The sequence below is a fragment of the Nocardia brasiliensis genome (assembly GCF_011801125.1).
In the GTDB taxonomy this organism is placed as follows: Bacteria; Actinomycetota; Actinomycetes; order Mycobacteriales; family Mycobacteriaceae; genus Nocardia; species Nocardia brasiliensis_C.
In genome coordinates this window covers 7,377,629-7,392,159 of the sequence record NZ_CP046171.1, presented here as the reverse complement: position 1 = coordinate 7,392,159, position 14,531 = coordinate 7,377,629, and the positions used below count along the sequence as shown (strand labels likewise).

Here is a 14,531-nt window from a genome sequence, read left to right as displayed (position 1 = left end):
TTCGACTAGCTGTTGCGCGCCTAGCTGGCTATTTGTCAGGCAGCGCGTTACGCGTGCCGCAGCGCGCGATACACCGCGGCGCCGACGAACGCGCCGAGTTCCTGCGGCGTCCATTCGCCCTGGTCGGCGAGCAGGGTGCGGACCGCGCCCTCGCCAGCGGAGACCCACTGCTCGACCAGGACCGGCAGCTTGCGTTCGGCGTCCGCGGTGCCCCAGGCGCGCAGCGTCGGGCGCAGCAACGTGGTGCAGCGCTCGACCGCGAGCGCGCGCCCGCGGCCGAACGAATCCGCAACGGCGGGATCGGGATTGCCGTAGAGCAGCCGCCACGCGTCCGGTCGGGCCGCGGTCTTCTCCAGCAGGGCGCGGAAGCCTTCGATGAAGACGGTCTCACCGGCGTCCACGTCGCGCGGCGGCAGGATCTCGAGCACGCCGTCGATCAGGTAGCTCTCCTCGCGCTGGATGAGCGCCTCGATCAGCTCGACGCGATCGGCGAAGCAGGCGTAGACCACCGGGCGGGTCACGCCCATCCGGTCGGCGATGGCGGCCATGGTGACCGCGGCGATGCCGTCTTGCACGGCGATCGCCAGCGCGGTGTCGAGGACCTGGGGCCTGCGGCGTTGCGGACCGAGGTGCGGCGCCCGCTGGCGTGGCTGCCGCACCGCCGAATCGCTACCCATGCGGACCAAGATAGCAGCGGCCGAACCCGGATTATCGCTGGTACCGCGCTCGAGCCCGGCTTTCCTACATAGGCGAATAAAAATGCTACAGTCGCGAATGAAGTAGGCGGGATCGCCCCAGCCGCTGACGCCACGCCCTAGGAGTGCCCGATGACCGCGACCCTGTTCAACCCGAAGACCTGCGAGTTCGCCGAGTTCGACCCGACGACCAGGCGACTGCTGCGCGCGACCGTCGACTGGTTCGAAGGCCGCGGCAAGGCGGTGCTCAAGCAGGAGGACCGGGACCGGGTCTGGTACAGCGAGTTCCTCGACTTCGTGAAGCGCGAGGGCATCTTCGCGACCTTGCTCACGCCGGCGGCCGAGGCGGGCGGCGACCCGGACAAGCGTTGGGACACCGGGCGCATCGCGATGATGAGCAAGATCCTCGGCTTCTACTCCATGCAGTACTGGTACGTGTGGCAGGTCACCATCCTCGGGCTCGGCCCGATCTGGCAGAGCGACAACGCGAAGGCCAAGCGGCGCGCCGCCGCGCTGCTGGATTCCGGTGAGATCTTCGCGTTCGGCCTCTCCGAGAAGGAGCACGGTGCCGACGTCTACTCCACCGACATGATCGTGCAGCCCCAGCCCGCGGGCGGGTTCCTGGCCACCGGCGCCAAGCACTACATCGGCAACGGCAACCAGGCCGCGCTGGTCTCGGTGTTCGGGCGGCGCTCGGACAAGCCGATCATCGACAGCTCGAAAGCGTTGCAGGCCAAGCCCACCGACGCCGACTATGAGGGCTACCTCTTCTTCCTCGCCGACAGTAAGCACGAGAACTACCACTTGCGCGGCAATGTGGTGGACGGCCAGATGTACGTGGCGGCGTTCGATCTCGAGAACTACCCGGTCGCCGAGGACGACATCCTGCACCGCGGTGAGGCGGCCTTCCATGCGGCGATGAACACCGTGAACGTCGGCAAGTTCAACCTCGGCTTCGGTGCCGTCGGCGCGTGCGAGCACGCCTACTACGAGGCCATCACCCACGCCGAGAACCGAATCCTGTTCGGGCACAGGGTGACCGAGTTCCCGCAGGTGCAGGCGCTGATGACCGACTCGTACGCGCGCCTGATCGCGATGAAGCTCTACAGCGAACGGGCCATCGACTATCTGCGCTCGGCCTCTCCGCAGGACCGGCGCTACCTGCTGTTCAACGCGATCGAGAAGATGACGGTGACCCGGCAGGGGCAGCGGATCATCGAGGACCTCGCGGACGTGATCGCGGCACGCGGCTTCGAGAAGGACATGTACTTCCCGATGGCGATGCTCGGGCTCTTCGGCCTGCCGCGGCTGGAGGGCACGGTGCACGTGAACATGGCGCTGTCGCTGAAGTTCATGGCCAACTACATGTTCCATCCGGCCGACGCGGGCCTGGCCGCGCTGCGCCTGCTGCCCGGCGCGGGTGCCGCGCCGCGGGGCGCGGTGCGTGCGGTCTCCGGCGCGTTGAGCTGGTCCAGCCGTAAGGTGGCGCCGCGGGCGGGAGCCGCGGTGCCGCGGTTGCGCGCCGAATTCGCCGGTGCCGCTTACGCTCCCGTGCCCACCCGGCGCGACGGGGCCGACGACGCGTTCCTGTTCCGGCAGGGGCCGAGTAGTGGTCTCGGCCGGATCCGGTTCGCGGACTGGCGGCCGGTCTTCGAAAAGTTCGCCCATATCCCGAATGTCGCGGTATTCCTGGAGCAGGCGCTGGCCTTCCAGGCCCTGCTCGCCGCGGCGGAGCCGACCGCGGCGCAGCAGCGCGATGTGGACTTCCTGTTCGCGATCGGTGAGCTGTTCACCACGCTGCCCTACGCGCAGCTGATCCTGGAGCAGGCGGCGATCGAGGGCACCGACGCGGACGTGCTCGACCAGATCTTCGACAACTTCGTGCGCGAGTTCGCCAAGCACGCGCTGACCCTGCACACCAAGCCATCGGCTACCAAGGCGCAACAGACCCGCGCTTTGGATCTGATCCGGCGTCCTGTCGCCGATCGCGCCCGCTTCGAGCGGGTGTTCGCGCAGGCCAGGTCGCTGTCGGGGACCTACGAAATGAACCCATAAAGTACGCCTTACCTGCAGTAACTGTAAATGCTACAGTGGTGAATGAATGCTTCGGTTACGACCGAGCTGACCGTCGTGCAAAGGAGCAGACGATGAGCATGCCCGCTACCCGCCCGCACTTCGACGCACCGGCGCGGACCATCCGCGAGGTCGACTACGGCTTCTTCGGACCCGACTCGCCGACCTGGAAGGTGTGGACCAACGCCACCGCCGTGATCGGTTTCCAGCGCTCGGTCGTGCTCGAGCATTTCGATCCCGCGCTCACCGCCGCGGTCGCCGACGTCAAGGGCATCTACACCGACCCGCGCGGTCGGCTCGACCACACCTTCGCCTACTTCCTGATCGCGGCCGTCGCCGACAGCCGCATGGCGATCGAGGCCTCCGAGCACCTGATGCAGGTGCACGCGCAGGCCACCGGCATCGAGCCGATCACCGGAAAGCGGTACAGCGCAAACAATCCCGAATCGCAGCTGTGGATCCATGTCACCGGCTGGCATTCGGTGCTCAAGTGCTACGAGGTGTACGGTCCTGGCCCGCTCACGCCCGCCGAGGAGCAGCGCTACTGGGCCGAATGCGTGATCGCGGCCGAACTGCAGACGTGCAAGCTCTCCGACGTGCCACGCTCACGCGCCGAGGTGCGCGAGTACTTCGCCGCGGTGCGCCCGCGACTGTGCACCTCCGAGCGCGCCCACGAGGGCATGCACTACCTGCTGCACACCCCGCGCGACCGCGGCTTCAAGCTCTGGGCGGGCAGCCGCCTGGTCGCCCCCGCCGCGATCGCCACCCTGCCCCGCTGGATGCGCACCACCGGCGGTTTCGACCACCCCTCGGTCGTCGACTGGGGCTACCGCCTCCCCGTGCGCGCCGCCATCAAGGCCCTGAGCAACGAGAGGGCCAAACAGGCCGTGCTCGGAAACTTCCTGGGCCCCATGACCTCCCGCCTCTACGCCGAACACCTCGCCGCGGGCACCCCAACCACCCCCACCACCGTCACCCCCGAACAGGCCCGAGCCCGCTACGGCCACATCAACCGCGCCCACACCACCGCAGGCTGACCGGGACTTCACCGGACGTCTCTGGCGATAAGTGCTGTGTTGATGATCTGCCTCGTGAGCTTGCCCTCGAGCAGTAGATTCATCGGCGCGCAGTTGTCTGCGTCCGTTGTGGGTGTACTCCACCAGGCCGCAGCGCGCCAGGGGTCTTCCTTTGCGCCTAGTGCGACATTCGCCTGTGCGACGAGCGGTGCTATGCACCCACCTGCGACGTCGAACTGAAATGTGGGGAACCGGAATGTGTTTCCGACCAGCAGACCGAGCAGCTCACCGCGTGCGCGGTGATACCGCACCGCGCTGGCGCGACGTTTGGCGTTCTGGCTCCTGTCGACTATCACGCCGACGTCGGCCGTCCCGATGCACTCGAAATGCCGCAGAATTTCACGGTGTTCGGCGGGGAGCGGATCAGCGGGCACCTGGTAGTCGGCGGTCCAGATCGGCTCCTGGTCCCACCTCGGCGGACAACCGATCCGATCGTAGGACTCACCGACGTCGGTGAGTCCTGTTCTGATCATCGCCGCTGTCTCGGTACGCCATGTCGACTGCGGGTCGAGTTGGCTGGTGAGGTAGGCGAGAACGGCCAGCGACGCGTAAATCCGCGAACGCTGGTGTGTGCCCTGTGCATGAGCGAGATCCGGGGTTCCTTCGAGTCGACCGAGTTGCTCGACAACGTTGTGATTCCACAGGCGTGCGTGGTGGGCACACGTGTTGCGAAGGTAGACAAGATTGTCGATCCATTTGGTCAGTGTCGCGCCGTCACCGTCGCAGTGCTCGTCGTAGATTCCGAAGCCGGCTGCGATCATGTTCCGCTGCGATTGCTTCAAGCCCCGCAACAAAGTAGCCGAGCTGCCGAATGTCAGCAGCTCCGTGACCACCCAGACCGGCAGCGGCAGGCCATACTTGGCCTTGAAGTGCTTGACGAAATCGTGTTTGGCTTTGTCTTCGTCCCGTCGCACACCGGTCAGCCATTTCGCGTGCTCGCTGGACAACCAAAGTGACTGGCTCGCAATGGGGTTCTGATCATCGTAGTGAGTGAACGCCTCGTCGAGGGCGGCGCGATCGAGGTGAGCGAAGGCGTGACCCGCGCCGAGGGTGTAGCCGAGGCGGACCCGCAACGCCACCTCGATGCGGTCGATGGCATCCAGAACATGCAGTCGAAGACGCCGGTCGAACTCGTAGAGCCGCAAGACCCGATCGAAGGTCGTACCCGGCCTGAAGTGGTCACCTACCACGACCTCGGGTAGCTCACCCTGGGCGCTCACAAACTGCGCCCAGTCGCGGTAGATGTACCAGTATCCGCTCAATCGGTAGTAGCCGATGTTTCGCAGGGCCTGCAAGGCGACGGCTTCATCGGTGATCTGCATACCGCGCTCGCGCAGCAGATCCAACTGCTGTATCTGCGTCTTGAACGGCTTGTTGTAGGTAGTCATCGGCGTCCTCGGCGAGATCGAGGACACGCACGTTGCGGGTTGCTCATCGAGGTACCTTTGATATGGTTTATGGACATGGCCGATCGTCCGCTCCCGCTCCAGGGAGGGGCGGTCGGTTCTTTTTATCTTTGAAGTCTTCAGTGGTGCCGCAGGGTCAGAGCGAGTCCCTCAGTTGGGCGAGCGTCTTCTCCGACGAGGTGTGAATCCAGTGGTGCCAGCCGTTGATCTCTGACCCGACAAGTGCTTTGAGTGCGGGAGACGGCGAGCTGTAGACGCCCTTCTCGGTTCGGATCAGCCCTCCTTCGAGGACTTCAGCGGAGAATACCTGGCCTTTGCGGACACGGGTGTGACGAAGCGTGTCACCGATCTCGATCAAACCTCGGTCGAGCAGTGTTGCCAGTTGACCACTGCGTGCCGCCCTCCCCGCTACTTCATCTTTGACATCTTTGAATGTGGCTGCCGAGGCGGCTTCGGGCAGAAGTAGTCGCCGGAGCACGTCGTTGGGGCTCTCGAAGCCGACTCTTGCCGCTACGAGCGCCGCGTAGACGGCATCGTCCACAGCTATCACGTTCTCCATGGACGGCCTCCGCAACCGCGCCTCCGTCGGCTGAGGAGGGGCAGCACGGCGGGCGTAGCGTTCTGTACACGGGTGTAGCCGATCGCTACAATTGATGCATGAAGACGATCAGTCAGCGGGATCTGCGCAATGACAGTGGCAAGATCCTCGACGCCGTCGAGGCGGGGGAGATTTACACCATCAGTCGTAACGGCAAGCCTGTCGGTGAACTCCGGCCGGTGGGGCGTCGTACGTTCGTGCCTGTCGCTGAGCTGGTCCGGACGGCCGCGCATCTGCCGCCGGTCGACTACGACCAGTTCCGTGCGGATTTGGATGCCGTGATCGACCAGGATCCGCTCGATGACTGAACCCGGCGGTGCTCAGCGAATCCTGCTGGACACATCCGTGGTCATCGACTTCGAAACGGTCGGCGCGAAGCTGTCGGGCGAAGCGGCGATCAGCGTGATCACTCTCGCTGAACTGGGAGCCGGCGTTCACGCGACCAAGGATCCCGTCGAGCAAGCGCGTCGCCAGTTCCGGCTGCGTTGGGTGGAATCGGCCATGGCTCCGCTACCGCTTGACGCCGACGCCGCTCGCGCCTACGCGTCGCTTGCACTGCTGGTCGAGGCGATGGGCCGCAAGCCTCGAAAACGGATGGCCGACCTGTTGATCGCGGCCACTGCCGTTGCGAACGGGCTCGCGTTGTATACGCGAAACCCGGATGACTTCAAAGGGCTCGAACCGTTCCTCAACCTCGTTGCCGTGTAGCGATATCCGGTGTTCAGGCGGTGAATTCGGCTATTACCGGGGCGTGGTCGCTGGCGCCCTTGCCTTTTCGTTCTTCGCGGTCGACGACCGCGTCGGTTGCGGTGGCGGCGAGGGCGGGGGAGGCGAGGATGAAATCGATGCGCATGCCCTCTTTGCGGGGGAAGCGGAGTTGGGTGTAGTCCCAGTAGGTGTAGACGCCGGGGCCGGGGGCGAAGGGGCGCATGACGTCGGCGAAGCCGGTGTCGAGGAAGGCCTGGAAGGCGTCGCGTTCGGGCTGGGAGGTGTGGGTCTTGTTCTCGAAGAACTCCGGTGACCAGACGTCGTCGTCGGTGGGGGCGATGTTCCAGTCACCGACCAGCGCGATCTTGGCCCCGGGGTCCTCGGCGAGCCAGCGCGCGCCGTTGGCCCGCAGCGCGGCAAGCCATTCCAGCTTGTAGGTGTAGTGCGGGTCCTGCAGGGCGCGGCCGTTGGGCACGTACAGGCTCCACACCCGTACACCGCCGCAGGTCGCGCCGAGCGCTCGCGACTCGACGACCGGGGCGCTGATCAGCGACTCGCCCGCCTCCTTGTCGAAACCCGGCTGGTCCGGGAACGCGGGCTCGACGTCGGTGAGCCCGACCCGCGATACGATCGCGACCCCGTTCCACTGGTTGACGCCCAGATGGGCGACCTCGTAGCCGAGTTCGTCGAACCGTTCGAAGGGGAACTGGTCGTCGCGGCATTTCGTCTCCTGGATGGCCAGGACGTCGATGTCTTGGCGGTCCAGGAACTCCGCGACCCGGTCGAGCCGGGAGCGAATCGAATTGACGTTCCACGTGGCGAGGCGCACGAATGCCTTTCCGCTGGCGAGCCCGGGTGCGGGCGCGGTGTGCTCGGGTCTGATTCCGTTCTACCGCAGCCCCGGCGAACCGGCGAGCGCGGTCGGCGCGGCGTAACGATACGTGTGATGCTCGAGGAAGCCGAGCTCGCGGTACAGCGCGATGGCGGCGCTGTTGCCCGCCTCCACCTGAAGGTAGGCGTGCGTCGCGCCACGGCCGTGCCCCCAGCGGATCAACTCGGCGCACACCAGCGAACCGAGCCCCTTCCTGCGATGCTCGGCGGCCACCGCCACGCAGGTGAGCCCGATCCAGGCGCGCCCGTCCGGCGCGGTGGTGAGCGCGCCGCGGCCGATCGCGATGGGGTTGGGTACGCCGAGCGAGGCGAACCCGAGCTCTCCGTCGCGCACCGCGGTCAGCACGCCGAGGTCCGGCGGCGGCGTCGAAAGCCGTTGCGGGGTGGGCGGTTCGCCGTCGTGCCGGTTCAGCTCCTGCCAGGCCTCGTCGGGTGCGGGCGCCACCCGCACCATCGAAGGCCCCTGGGGCAGCACGAAATTCTCGATGTCGATGGCCATCACGACGGTCTCGCGCCAGCTGTTCCAGCCCGGCGGGATGGGCGCGAGCCGATCCGGCAGCGCGAGCAGCAGCGGCAGTCCGCGCTCGGCGTACCACGCGGCGATCCGGTGCAGGGTGGCCGCGGTGAGTCCCGCGGGTTCGGCGGAACTGCCGAGCGGCACAGCGGAATTGGCGCGGCCGGTGAACCCGTTGCCCGCGCGCACCAGCCACCCGTCGATCCACCCGTGTTCCACCCCGGGCCAGCCGTCGGCCGCCGCGGCCTCCAGCGCCCGGATCTCCTTGGTGCGAATCGGCCTCGGACCCAGCGCTTTCAGCGCGACCACCCGGTCCGGTGTGACCGCGACGAGCGCTCCGTCGGCGCCGCGCACGGTCGGCGGATCCAGCGAGACCAGCTCGCCGATCACATCGGTGAGCGGTTGTGGATAACCGGCGGGCAACCGATAGCGCAGGACGACGCGACGGCCGAGTGGAATGTCCGGGAGTGCGCCGCCGTCAGGCGTCATGGCCGAACGGATCCGGAACCGTGCCGGGGATCCAGCTGAGACCCGGTGTGCCCCAACCGTTGCGCTTGATCGCCTTCTTCGCCGCGCGCGCGTTGCGTCCGATCAGCACGTCGACGTACAGGAAGCCGTCGAGGTGGCCGACCTCGTGCTGCAGCATGCGCGCGAAGAAGCCCTCGCCCTCGATCTCGACCGGCTTGCCGTGTTCGTCGGTGCCGGTGACCTTGGCCCAGGCGGCGCGGCCGGTCGGGTACTGCTCGCCGGGCACCGAGAGGCAGCCCTCTTCGTCGTCGTCCGGGTCGGGCATGGTCTCGGGGATCTCCGAGGTCTGCAACACGGGGTTGATCACCGCGCCGCGCCTGCGGGCGGCGGTGCCGTCGGCACGGACGTCGGGGCAGTCGTAGACGAACAGCCGCAGCGGGACACCGACCTGGTTGGCCGCGAGCCCGACGCCGTGCGCGGCGTCGAGGGTCTCGTACATGTCCGCGATCAGCTCGGCCAGCTCCTCCGGTGACTGGGTGACCTGCTCGGTCGGGTTGTGCAGAACCGGGTCGCCGACGATCACGATCGGGAGGATAGCCATGGTGCCAATTATTGCCGCGCCGCCTGCTCGCCGGTGGCCGGGGGCGGTGATCGCGTCGTGACGCGCCTACTCGCAGGTAGCGAACACGCCGCGCCGTAGACCTGGTGATCCCGGTGTCTCGTGGTTGAATGATCCGCGACGTACAAGCACCATTTTTCGTCAGGTGGTAACTCGGCGAGGGAGCAAGATGGACGGCGCAGCGGCACGCAATCTTTCCGCGATCCAGGGCGACCCTTCCGCGAGCGACGATGTCACGGCAGCGGAATCGACCGGCGACAGCGACGGTTTGAGCCGTCGCGAACACGACATCCTGGCGTTCGAGCGCCAGTGGTGGAAGTACGCCGGGGCCAAGGAAGAAGCGATCAAAGAGCTGTTCGGCATGTCGCCGACCAGGTATTACCAGGTGCTCAACGCGGTGGTCGACCGGCCCGAGGCACTCGCCGTCGACCCGATGCTGGTCAAGCGGCTGCGCAGGCTGCGGGCGAGCAGGCAGAAAGCCAGGGCCGCGCGACGGCTCGGTTTCCAGGTATGACCGGACTAGGCTCGAGTAGGTGAGCTACCCGAATCCCACCTCCGGTGGGCCGCCATTGCGTGCGTTGGCGATGGTGTTGATCGCACTGGCCATCGTGTTCGGTGGACTCGGCGCGATGTCGCTGTCGAAATCGGATGCCGACAGCTCCAGCAGCGGTCCGTCGGAGTCCAGTACCGCGACCGCGGCCCCGCAGATGCCCGCGGGCACCACGGTCGCCAAGACCACGCCCGCCCCGTCGTCCGAGGCCGCGAGCAGCACGCCCGCCGCGCCGACCACCACCGCCGCGCCGACGACCACGGTACCGACCACCACCGATTCGGCGGCGGCCAAGGCGGTACCGGTGCGGGTGCTGAACAACAGCATGATCGTCGGCCTGGCCGCCAAGACCGCGGGCCAGCTCACCGCGCAGGGCTGGTCGGTGGTGGAAACGGGCAACTATCCCGGTGTGAATGTCCCGAAAACGACCGTGTACTACGGCAATTCACCGGCCGACAAGGACGCCGCGCTGGCCATCGCCGACGAACTCGGCGTCACCGCGGTACCGAAGTCGAGCGGTTTGGGCGAGTCGTCACCGGGTGTCACGGTCATCGTTACGGGTAACTGATCCCTGCGACCTGCCGCTATCCGGGCCTGTCGCGGTGCGACACGACGGGCGTGGCATCATCTTGTCCGGTAACGAACGTGTCCACCCAGCTTTACTCGTAAACTTTCGGTACTCGTAAAGGAGTTCCCCGATGGCCCCGTCCACAACTCGTCGCCCGTCTTGGCGGACTGTGACCCCGGTGCTCGCGGTCGCCGTGCTGGGCCTCGCAGGCTGCACGAACAGCCAGGAGTCGAGTGACGTCAAGGGAACCACCCCGCCGGTGTGGAGCGGTGCCGCGGCCCCGCCCGCGGGCGAATCCGGCAAGGAAACCGGTACCGCCGCGGCCAACACGGGCGTGAAGGTCGACCTGAAGGACGCCTCCGGCGCCTCGGTCGGCACGGCGAACTTCGTCAAGGACGGCAACCACCTGCAGGTCACCGTCGAGGCGCACGGTCTGCGCCCCGGTTTCCATGGCCTGCACGTGCACCAGATCGGCAAGTGCGAGCCCAACTCGGTCGCCCCGACCGGCGGCCCGTCCGGCGACTTCCTCTCCGCGGGTGGACATCTGCAGGTCGGCAGCGCGAACACGCACCCGGCCAGCGGTGACCTGACCTCGCTCGAGGTCCGCTCCGACGGCACGGCCAAGCTGGTCACCACCACCGACTCGGTGACCCTGGACGACCTGAAGAACAAGGCGTTGATGATCCACGCCGATGCCGACAACTTCGGCAACATCCCCAACCGTTACGTCCGGCCCGACGGCGTGGCCGGTCCGGACGACACGACGCTAGCGACAGGCGACGCGGGCGGCCGCGTCGCCTGCGGTGTAATCCAGTAGCGCAGGAGCCGATATGGCCGGGGCAGGCAGAGAACACGTTCCCTTCCATGGTTCGCCCCGGCCCACGATAGGCATCGAGTGGGAGATCGCGCTCGTCGACAAGGTGAGCAGGGATCTGTCGAATACCGCTGCGGCGGTGTTCGATTCGGTGGGCGATCTGCGGGCGTACGACGGTACCCCGCAGATCACCAAGGAGTTGTTGCGCAATACCGTCGAGCTCGTCACCGGGGTGCACGACACCGTCGGTGCCGCGGTCGAGGATCTGCGCGGCACCATGGACACGGTGCGCCGGGCCGCCGACGCGCTCGGCGTCGACTTGTTCTGTGCCGGAACGCATCCGTTCGCGCAGTGGTCGGCCCAGCAGCTGACCCGGTCGGAGCACTACGACGAGTTGATCGAGCGCACCCAGTGGTGGGGCCGCCAGATGATGATCTGGGGCGTGCACGTGCACGTCGGAGTCTCGCACCGGGACAAGGTCTTTCCGATCCTGAACTCGCTGCTGCTGCACTATCCGCACCTGCTCGCGCTGTCCGCGTCCTCGCCGATGTGGGCGGGCTCGGACACCGGCTACGCCAGCAACCGGACGCTGATGTTCCAGCAGCTGCCCACCGCGGGGCTGCCGTTCCAGTTCGAGAACTGGCGCCAGTTCGAGCATTTCGTGCACGACCAGTTCAAGACCGGAGTGTTCGAGCAGCTCGGCGGCATGCACTGGGACATCAGGCCCGCGCCGAAATGGGGCACCATCGAGGTCCGGGTGTGCGACGGGGTCTCGACCAGGGCCGAGCTGGCCGCGATGGCGGCGCTGATCCACTGCCTGATCGTGGACCTGGACCGCAGGCTCGAGGAGGGCGAGACGCTGCCCTCGCTACCGCCGTGGCATGTGCAGGAGAACAAGTGGCGCGCGGCCCGCTACGGGTTGGACGCGATCGTCATCGTGGACGACCGGAGCAATGAGCGATTGGTCACCGACGATGTCACCGCGCTGCTGAACCGGCTGGAGCCGACGGCGAAGCGGCTCGGCTGCGCCGACGAGCTCGCGCTCGTCGCGGAGATCCCCGAGCGGGGCGCGTCCTATCAGCGCCAACGCAAGGTCGCCGCGGCCGCGCAGGGCGATCTGATCGCGGTGGTGGACGCGCTGGTCAAGGAGCTGGACCAGTAAATTCCGGTTGGTACCGGTTGCCTGGCGTTCAAACGGCGAATGAGATGGCGTTCATCCCGCGTTTACTATGGTCGACGTGCTTGTCGAAGACCCGGATCCCAAAATAGGAAGTACGGCCGCGCGATCGCGCGTGCCGTCGCCTCGGGTCCGGGTCGCGGTGGCCGTCGCCGCGGTGCCGGTGCTGTTGATCGCGCTGCAGTTCGTGGCGGTGTGGCAGGACTTCGAGGGTCCGCTCGGCAGCCTGTGGCACGACTACGTCGGCACCCCCAAATCGATGTCGGTGCCGTGGGCCGGATTGATTCTCGCGTTGGTCGGGCTTTCCTGGCGGCGGCGGTTGGTCGTGCTCGGCGCGGCGATCGGCATCGACGTGGTGTGGGCGAGCGTTCGGCTGCTCGCGGGTGAGCAGTTCGCGATCGGCAACGGGCCGGTGCTCGCGCTCACCGCGCTGACGGTGGTCGCCTGGCTGCGCTGGGACGGTGCCGACCGGCGCAACGCGCTGCACGCGGCGGCGCTGGGCGCGCTGCTGATCCTGGCCACCAAGGTCGGCGATGTGTGGTTGCACATCACCGTGCTGAGCAGGCCGGCGGTGTTCGACGAGTACGTGCTGCTGGCCGATCGCGCGCTCGGCGATCCGTCCTGGGTGCTCGGCCGCGTGCTGGACGTGCTCGGTCCCGCCGTCTACGCGGTGCTGCACTGGGTCTACATCGAGTTGCCGGTGGCGGCGATCGTGGTCGCGGTGTGGCAGCTGCGCCGGGTGGTCCCGAGTGGGCGCTGGCCGAGCCACTATCTGGTGCGCACGTTTCTGGTGCTCGGGCTGGTCGGCCCGGTCATCTATGTGATCTTCCCCGTGGTGGGCCCGATGTTCGCGTTCGGGCCAGACGGGCACGGCCTGCAGCTGGGCAACTTCTGGCCGAGCGTGGTGCCGCCGCTGGACCGCAATCCGATGCCGATGGACTTCGATACGGTGACCCCGCGCAACTGCATGCCGTCCATGCACACCGCGTGGGCGCTGTCGGTCTTCCTGCACACCCGTCGCGACACCGACGGCGGGCCAGCGCCGGCGTGGCTGCGCTGGGGCGGCACGTTCTGGCTGCTGGCCACGCTCACCGCGACTCTCGGCTTCGGCTACCACTACGGTGTCGACCTGGTGGCGGGCGCGGTGCTGTGCCTGACCGTCGAGTCGGCGCTGCGTGATCCCGAACGCGGCTGGGGCTGGTTCCGGATCCGGCTGGTCGGGGGCGGCCTCGCCGTCCTGGCCACCCTCCTGCTTTCCTACCGCTACCTGCCCGTCCCGATGGCCGAATACCCGGTCCTCGCAGGCACCATCGTGCTCGCCCTGCTGGCAGGCCTGGCCGTCGCCTTCCACGCCACCTGGTTCGCCACCCGCCGCCCCGCCTCCACCCCCCTCCAACCGGTCTCCCACTGAAGACCGCCCACCGCAGGGCTACTCGTAGCGATGACGGCAGGCGACGATCTTCGCCGTGTCGTCTTCGATGACCTACACGATGCGATGCTCGCTGGTGATGCGCCTAGACCAGAAACCGGCGAGATTCTGGCGCAAGGCTTCTGGCTTGCCGATTCCTTCGTAACCGTTAGGCGTGATGTCGTCGATCAGCTTGTTCACTCGCTTGAAGGTCGCGCGGTCGTGGGCCTGCCACCACAGATAGTCGGCCCATGCGTCAGGGGTGAAGAGGATCTTCACGCCGTATCCTCATCGTCGACCTCGATGAGATCGTGCGGTGCGGCCTCTCCGGCCCGTAGTTGAGCGATCGAGCGCTCCAGGTGGCGAGCGTTCGCGGGGTTGCCCAGGAGGTAGGCGGTCTCCTTCAGTGACTCGTACTCACGAAGCGAAATGACGACCGCCGGTTCGTGCCCGGCCCGGGTGATGACGACTTCCTCTAGATCCTCGGTGGCGGAATCGAGGACCGCTGCTAGGTTGGCGCGTGCTTCGGTGATGGATATCGGACGCATCCGAATTCCTCTCGCGGCGGTCACCCTCAGCTGTACGTGATCCTGTACAGGAGGGTCAGTTGTCGATTTCGTTGCCTAGTTCGTTGACGGTGAGCAGGCCGTCGCGGTGGCGTTGTTCGCGGTAGGCGGTGCGGCCGATCAGGTGGGCTACTACGGGCGCGGTGAGCAGGGTGAACAGGCCTACCAGGATCATGGCCCAGACGTTGCCGTGGCCGTAGAGCTCGATGCCCGCGCCGGTGAGCACGAGGATGAGGCCGACCACCTGGGGTTTGGTGGCGGCGTGCATGCGGGTGAGGGTGTCGGGGAATCGCACGATCCCGATCGCCGCGGTGAGCGCGAGGGTGGCGCCGAACAGGATCAACGCGGCGGACAGCCACTGCGACAGGGTCATCGGGCGGCTCCGGGGCTCGGGTGGGTG

18 protein-coding genes are annotated in these 14,531 nt (G+C 67.1%); 9 read left to right on the top strand and 9 right to left on the bottom strand.

Annotated features, from left to right (window positions below; all coding sequences use genetic code 11):
- Nucleotides 1-47: 47 nt before the first annotated feature.
- Nucleotides 48-677: a TetR/AcrR family transcriptional regulator gene (locus F5X71_RS33830; RefSeq protein WP_167465628.1), complete on the bottom strand. Its 630-nt coding sequence runs from the start codon at nucleotides 675-677 to the stop codon at nucleotides 48-50.
- A gap of 150 nt (nucleotides 678-827) precedes the next feature.
- On the opposite strand from F5X71_RS33830, the gene F5X71_RS33825 reads away from it, so the two are divergent.
- Complete coding sequence (locus tag F5X71_RS33825; RefSeq protein WP_167465627.1) at nucleotides 828-2,750, top strand: acyl-CoA dehydrogenase family protein; 1,923 nt, start codon at nucleotides 828-830, stop codon at nucleotides 2,748-2,750.
- A 92-nt stretch (nucleotides 2,751-2,842) separates the two neighbouring features.
- Entirely contained in the window at nucleotides 2,843-3,805 is a 963-nt protein-coding gene (locus F5X71_RS33820; protein ID WP_167465626.1) for an oxygenase MpaB family protein, read from the top strand.
- Between the two features lie 8 nt (nucleotides 3,806-3,813).
- Here F5X71_RS33820 and F5X71_RS33815 read toward each other — a convergent pair whose 3' ends face one another.
- Nucleotides 3,814-5,232, bottom strand: a complete 1,419-nt coding sequence (locus F5X71_RS33815; RefSeq protein ID WP_167465625.1) for an Abi family protein — start codon at nucleotides 5,230-5,232, stop codon at nucleotides 3,814-3,816.
- A 154-nt stretch (nucleotides 5,233-5,386) separates the two neighbouring features.
- Nucleotides 5,387-5,809, bottom strand: a complete 423-nt coding sequence (locus F5X71_RS33810) for a hypothetical protein (RefSeq protein ID WP_167465624.1) — start codon at nucleotides 5,807-5,809, stop codon at nucleotides 5,387-5,389.
- 98 nt (nucleotides 5,810-5,907) lie between these two features.
- Between F5X71_RS33810 and F5X71_RS33805 the strand changes: the two genes are divergently transcribed.
- Nucleotides 5,908-6,156 carry a type II toxin-antitoxin system Phd/YefM family antitoxin gene (locus F5X71_RS33805; RefSeq protein WP_167465623.1) on the top strand — a complete coding sequence of 83 codons (249 nt, stop codon included), beginning with the start codon at nucleotides 5,908-5,910 and terminating at the stop codon, nucleotides 6,154-6,156.
- A complete protein-coding gene (locus F5X71_RS33800) occupies nucleotides 6,149-6,556 on the top strand; it encodes a type II toxin-antitoxin system VapC family toxin (RefSeq protein WP_167465622.1) in 408 nt (135 codons plus the stop codon). The genes F5X71_RS33805 and F5X71_RS33800 overlap by 8 nt, the downstream gene beginning before the upstream one ends.
- A gap of 13 nt (nucleotides 6,557-6,569) precedes the next feature.
- On the opposite strand, the gene F5X71_RS33795 is transcribed toward F5X71_RS33800, so the two are convergent.
- From F5X71_RS33795 to F5X71_RS33785, 3 genes are read right to left on the bottom strand one after another with little or no spacing between them, the layout of a single operon-like run.
- Nucleotides 6,570-7,385, bottom strand: a complete 816-nt coding sequence (locus tag F5X71_RS33795; RefSeq protein WP_167465621.1) for an exodeoxyribonuclease III — start codon at nucleotides 7,383-7,385, stop codon at nucleotides 6,570-6,572.
- Nucleotides 7,386-7,445: 60 nt separating this feature from the next.
- On the bottom strand, nucleotides 7,446-8,450 hold the full coding sequence (locus F5X71_RS33790) for an N-acetylglutamate synthase, CG3035 family (RefSeq protein WP_167465620.1): 1,005 nt from the start codon (nucleotides 8,448-8,450) through the stop codon (nucleotides 7,446-7,448).
- A complete protein-coding gene (locus tag F5X71_RS33785) occupies nucleotides 8,440-9,030 on the bottom strand; it encodes a peptide deformylase (protein ID WP_167465619.1) in 591 nt (196 codons plus the stop codon). The genes F5X71_RS33790 and F5X71_RS33785 overlap by 11 nt, the downstream gene beginning before the upstream one ends.
- A gap of 187 nt (nucleotides 9,031-9,217) precedes the next feature.
- On the opposite strand from F5X71_RS33785, the gene F5X71_RS33780 reads away from it, so the two are divergent.
- The 5 genes from F5X71_RS33780 to F5X71_RS33760 all read left to right on the top strand — a co-directional run bounded on the left by F5X71_RS33780 (nucleotide 9,218) and on the right by F5X71_RS33760 (nucleotide 13,568).
- Complete coding sequence (locus F5X71_RS33780; protein WP_014988735.1) at nucleotides 9,218-9,562, top strand: DUF3263 domain-containing protein; 345 nt, start codon at nucleotides 9,218-9,220, stop codon at nucleotides 9,560-9,562.
- 19 nt (nucleotides 9,563-9,581) lie between these two features.
- The gene (locus F5X71_RS33775; RefSeq protein WP_167465618.1) at nucleotides 9,582-10,166 is read left to right on the top strand and encodes a LytR C-terminal domain-containing protein; all 585 of its coding nucleotides are present in this window, start codon (nucleotides 9,582-9,584) and stop codon (nucleotides 10,164-10,166) included.
- A gap of 130 nt (nucleotides 10,167-10,296) precedes the next feature.
- The gene (sodC, locus tag F5X71_RS33770; protein WP_167465617.1) at nucleotides 10,297-10,983 is read left to right on the top strand and encodes a superoxide dismutase[Cu-Zn]; all 687 of its coding nucleotides are present in this window, start codon (nucleotides 10,297-10,299) and stop codon (nucleotides 10,981-10,983) included.
- Nucleotides 10,984-10,996: 13 nt separating this feature from the next.
- Complete coding sequence (locus F5X71_RS33765) at nucleotides 10,997-12,142, top strand: glutamate--cysteine ligase (protein WP_167465616.1); 1,146 nt, start codon at nucleotides 10,997-10,999, stop codon at nucleotides 12,140-12,142.
- Between the two features lie 130 nt (nucleotides 12,143-12,272).
- Complete coding sequence (locus tag F5X71_RS33760; protein WP_167465615.1) at nucleotides 12,273-13,568, top strand: phosphatase PAP2 family protein; 1,296 nt, start codon at nucleotides 12,273-12,275, stop codon at nucleotides 13,566-13,568.
- A gap of 72 nt (nucleotides 13,569-13,640) precedes the next feature.
- Here F5X71_RS33760 and F5X71_RS33755 read toward each other — a convergent pair whose 3' ends face one another.
- Genes F5X71_RS33755 through mnhG form a run of 3 tightly spaced genes read right to left on the bottom strand, consistent with a single transcriptional unit; the run spans nucleotide 13,641 to nucleotide 14,504 of the window.
- On the bottom strand, nucleotides 13,641-13,844 hold the full coding sequence (locus tag F5X71_RS33755) for a Txe/YoeB family addiction module toxin (protein ID WP_167465614.1): 204 nt from the start codon (nucleotides 13,842-13,844) through the stop codon (nucleotides 13,641-13,643).
- Complete coding sequence (locus F5X71_RS33750; RefSeq protein ID WP_167465613.1) at nucleotides 13,841-14,113, bottom strand: type II toxin-antitoxin system Phd/YefM family antitoxin; 273 nt, start codon at nucleotides 14,111-14,113, stop codon at nucleotides 13,841-13,843. Before F5X71_RS33750 ends, F5X71_RS33755 begins: the two co-directional genes overlap by 4 nt.
- Nucleotides 14,114-14,168: 55 nt before the next feature.
- Complete coding sequence (gene mnhG / locus F5X71_RS33745; RefSeq protein ID WP_167465612.1) at nucleotides 14,169-14,504, bottom strand: monovalent cation/H(+) antiporter subunit G; 336 nt, start codon at nucleotides 14,502-14,504, stop codon at nucleotides 14,169-14,171.
- Nucleotides 14,505-14,531 lie beyond the last annotated feature (27 nt).

Bases quoted from the DNA above. Each gene is read 5' to 3' on its own strand.
- F5X71_RS33830 (WP_167465628.1), bottom strand. From the start codon at position 677: ATGGGTAGCGATTCGGCGGTGCGGCAGCCACGCCAGCGGGCGCCGCAC.
- F5X71_RS33825 (WP_167465627.1), top strand. From the start codon at position 828: ATGACCGCGACCCTGTTCAACCCGAAGACCTGCGAGTTCGCCGAGTTC.
- F5X71_RS33820 (WP_167465626.1), top strand. From the start codon at position 2,843: ATGAGCATGCCCGCTACCCGCCCGCACTTCGACGCACCGGCGCGGACC.
- F5X71_RS33815 (WP_167465625.1), bottom strand. From the start codon at position 5,232: ATGACTACCTACAACAAGCCGTTCAAGACGCAGATACAGCAGTTGGAT.
- F5X71_RS33810 (WP_167465624.1), bottom strand. From the start codon at position 5,809: ATGGAGAACGTGATAGCTGTGGACGATGCCGTCTACGCGGCGCTCGTA.
- F5X71_RS33805 (WP_167465623.1), top strand. From the start codon at position 5,908: ATGAAGACGATCAGTCAGCGGGATCTGCGCAATGACAGTGGCAAGATC.
- F5X71_RS33800 (WP_167465622.1), top strand. From the start codon at position 6,149: ATGACTGAACCCGGCGGTGCTCAGCGAATCCTGCTGGACACATCCGTG.
- F5X71_RS33790 (WP_167465620.1), bottom strand. From the start codon at position 8,450: ATGACGCCTGACGGCGGCGCACTCCCGGACATTCCACTCGGCCGTCGC.
- F5X71_RS33785 (WP_167465619.1), bottom strand. From the start codon at position 9,030: ATGGCTATCCTCCCGATCGTGATCGTCGGCGACCCGGTTCTGCACAAC.
- F5X71_RS33780 (WP_014988735.1), top strand. From the start codon at position 9,218: ATGGACGGCGCAGCGGCACGCAATCTTTCCGCGATCCAGGGCGACCCT.
- sodC (WP_167465617.1), top strand. From the start codon at position 10,297: ATGGCCCCGTCCACAACTCGTCGCCCGTCTTGGCGGACTGTGACCCCG.
- F5X71_RS33765 (WP_167465616.1), top strand. From the start codon at position 10,997: ATGGCCGGGGCAGGCAGAGAACACGTTCCCTTCCATGGTTCGCCCCGG.
- F5X71_RS33750 (WP_167465613.1), bottom strand. From the start codon at position 14,113: ATGCGTCCGATATCCATCACCGAAGCACGCGCCAACCTAGCAGCGGTC.
- mnhG (WP_167465612.1), bottom strand. From the start codon at position 14,504: ATGACCCTGTCGCAGTGGCTGTCCGCCGCGTTGATCCTGTTCGGCGCC.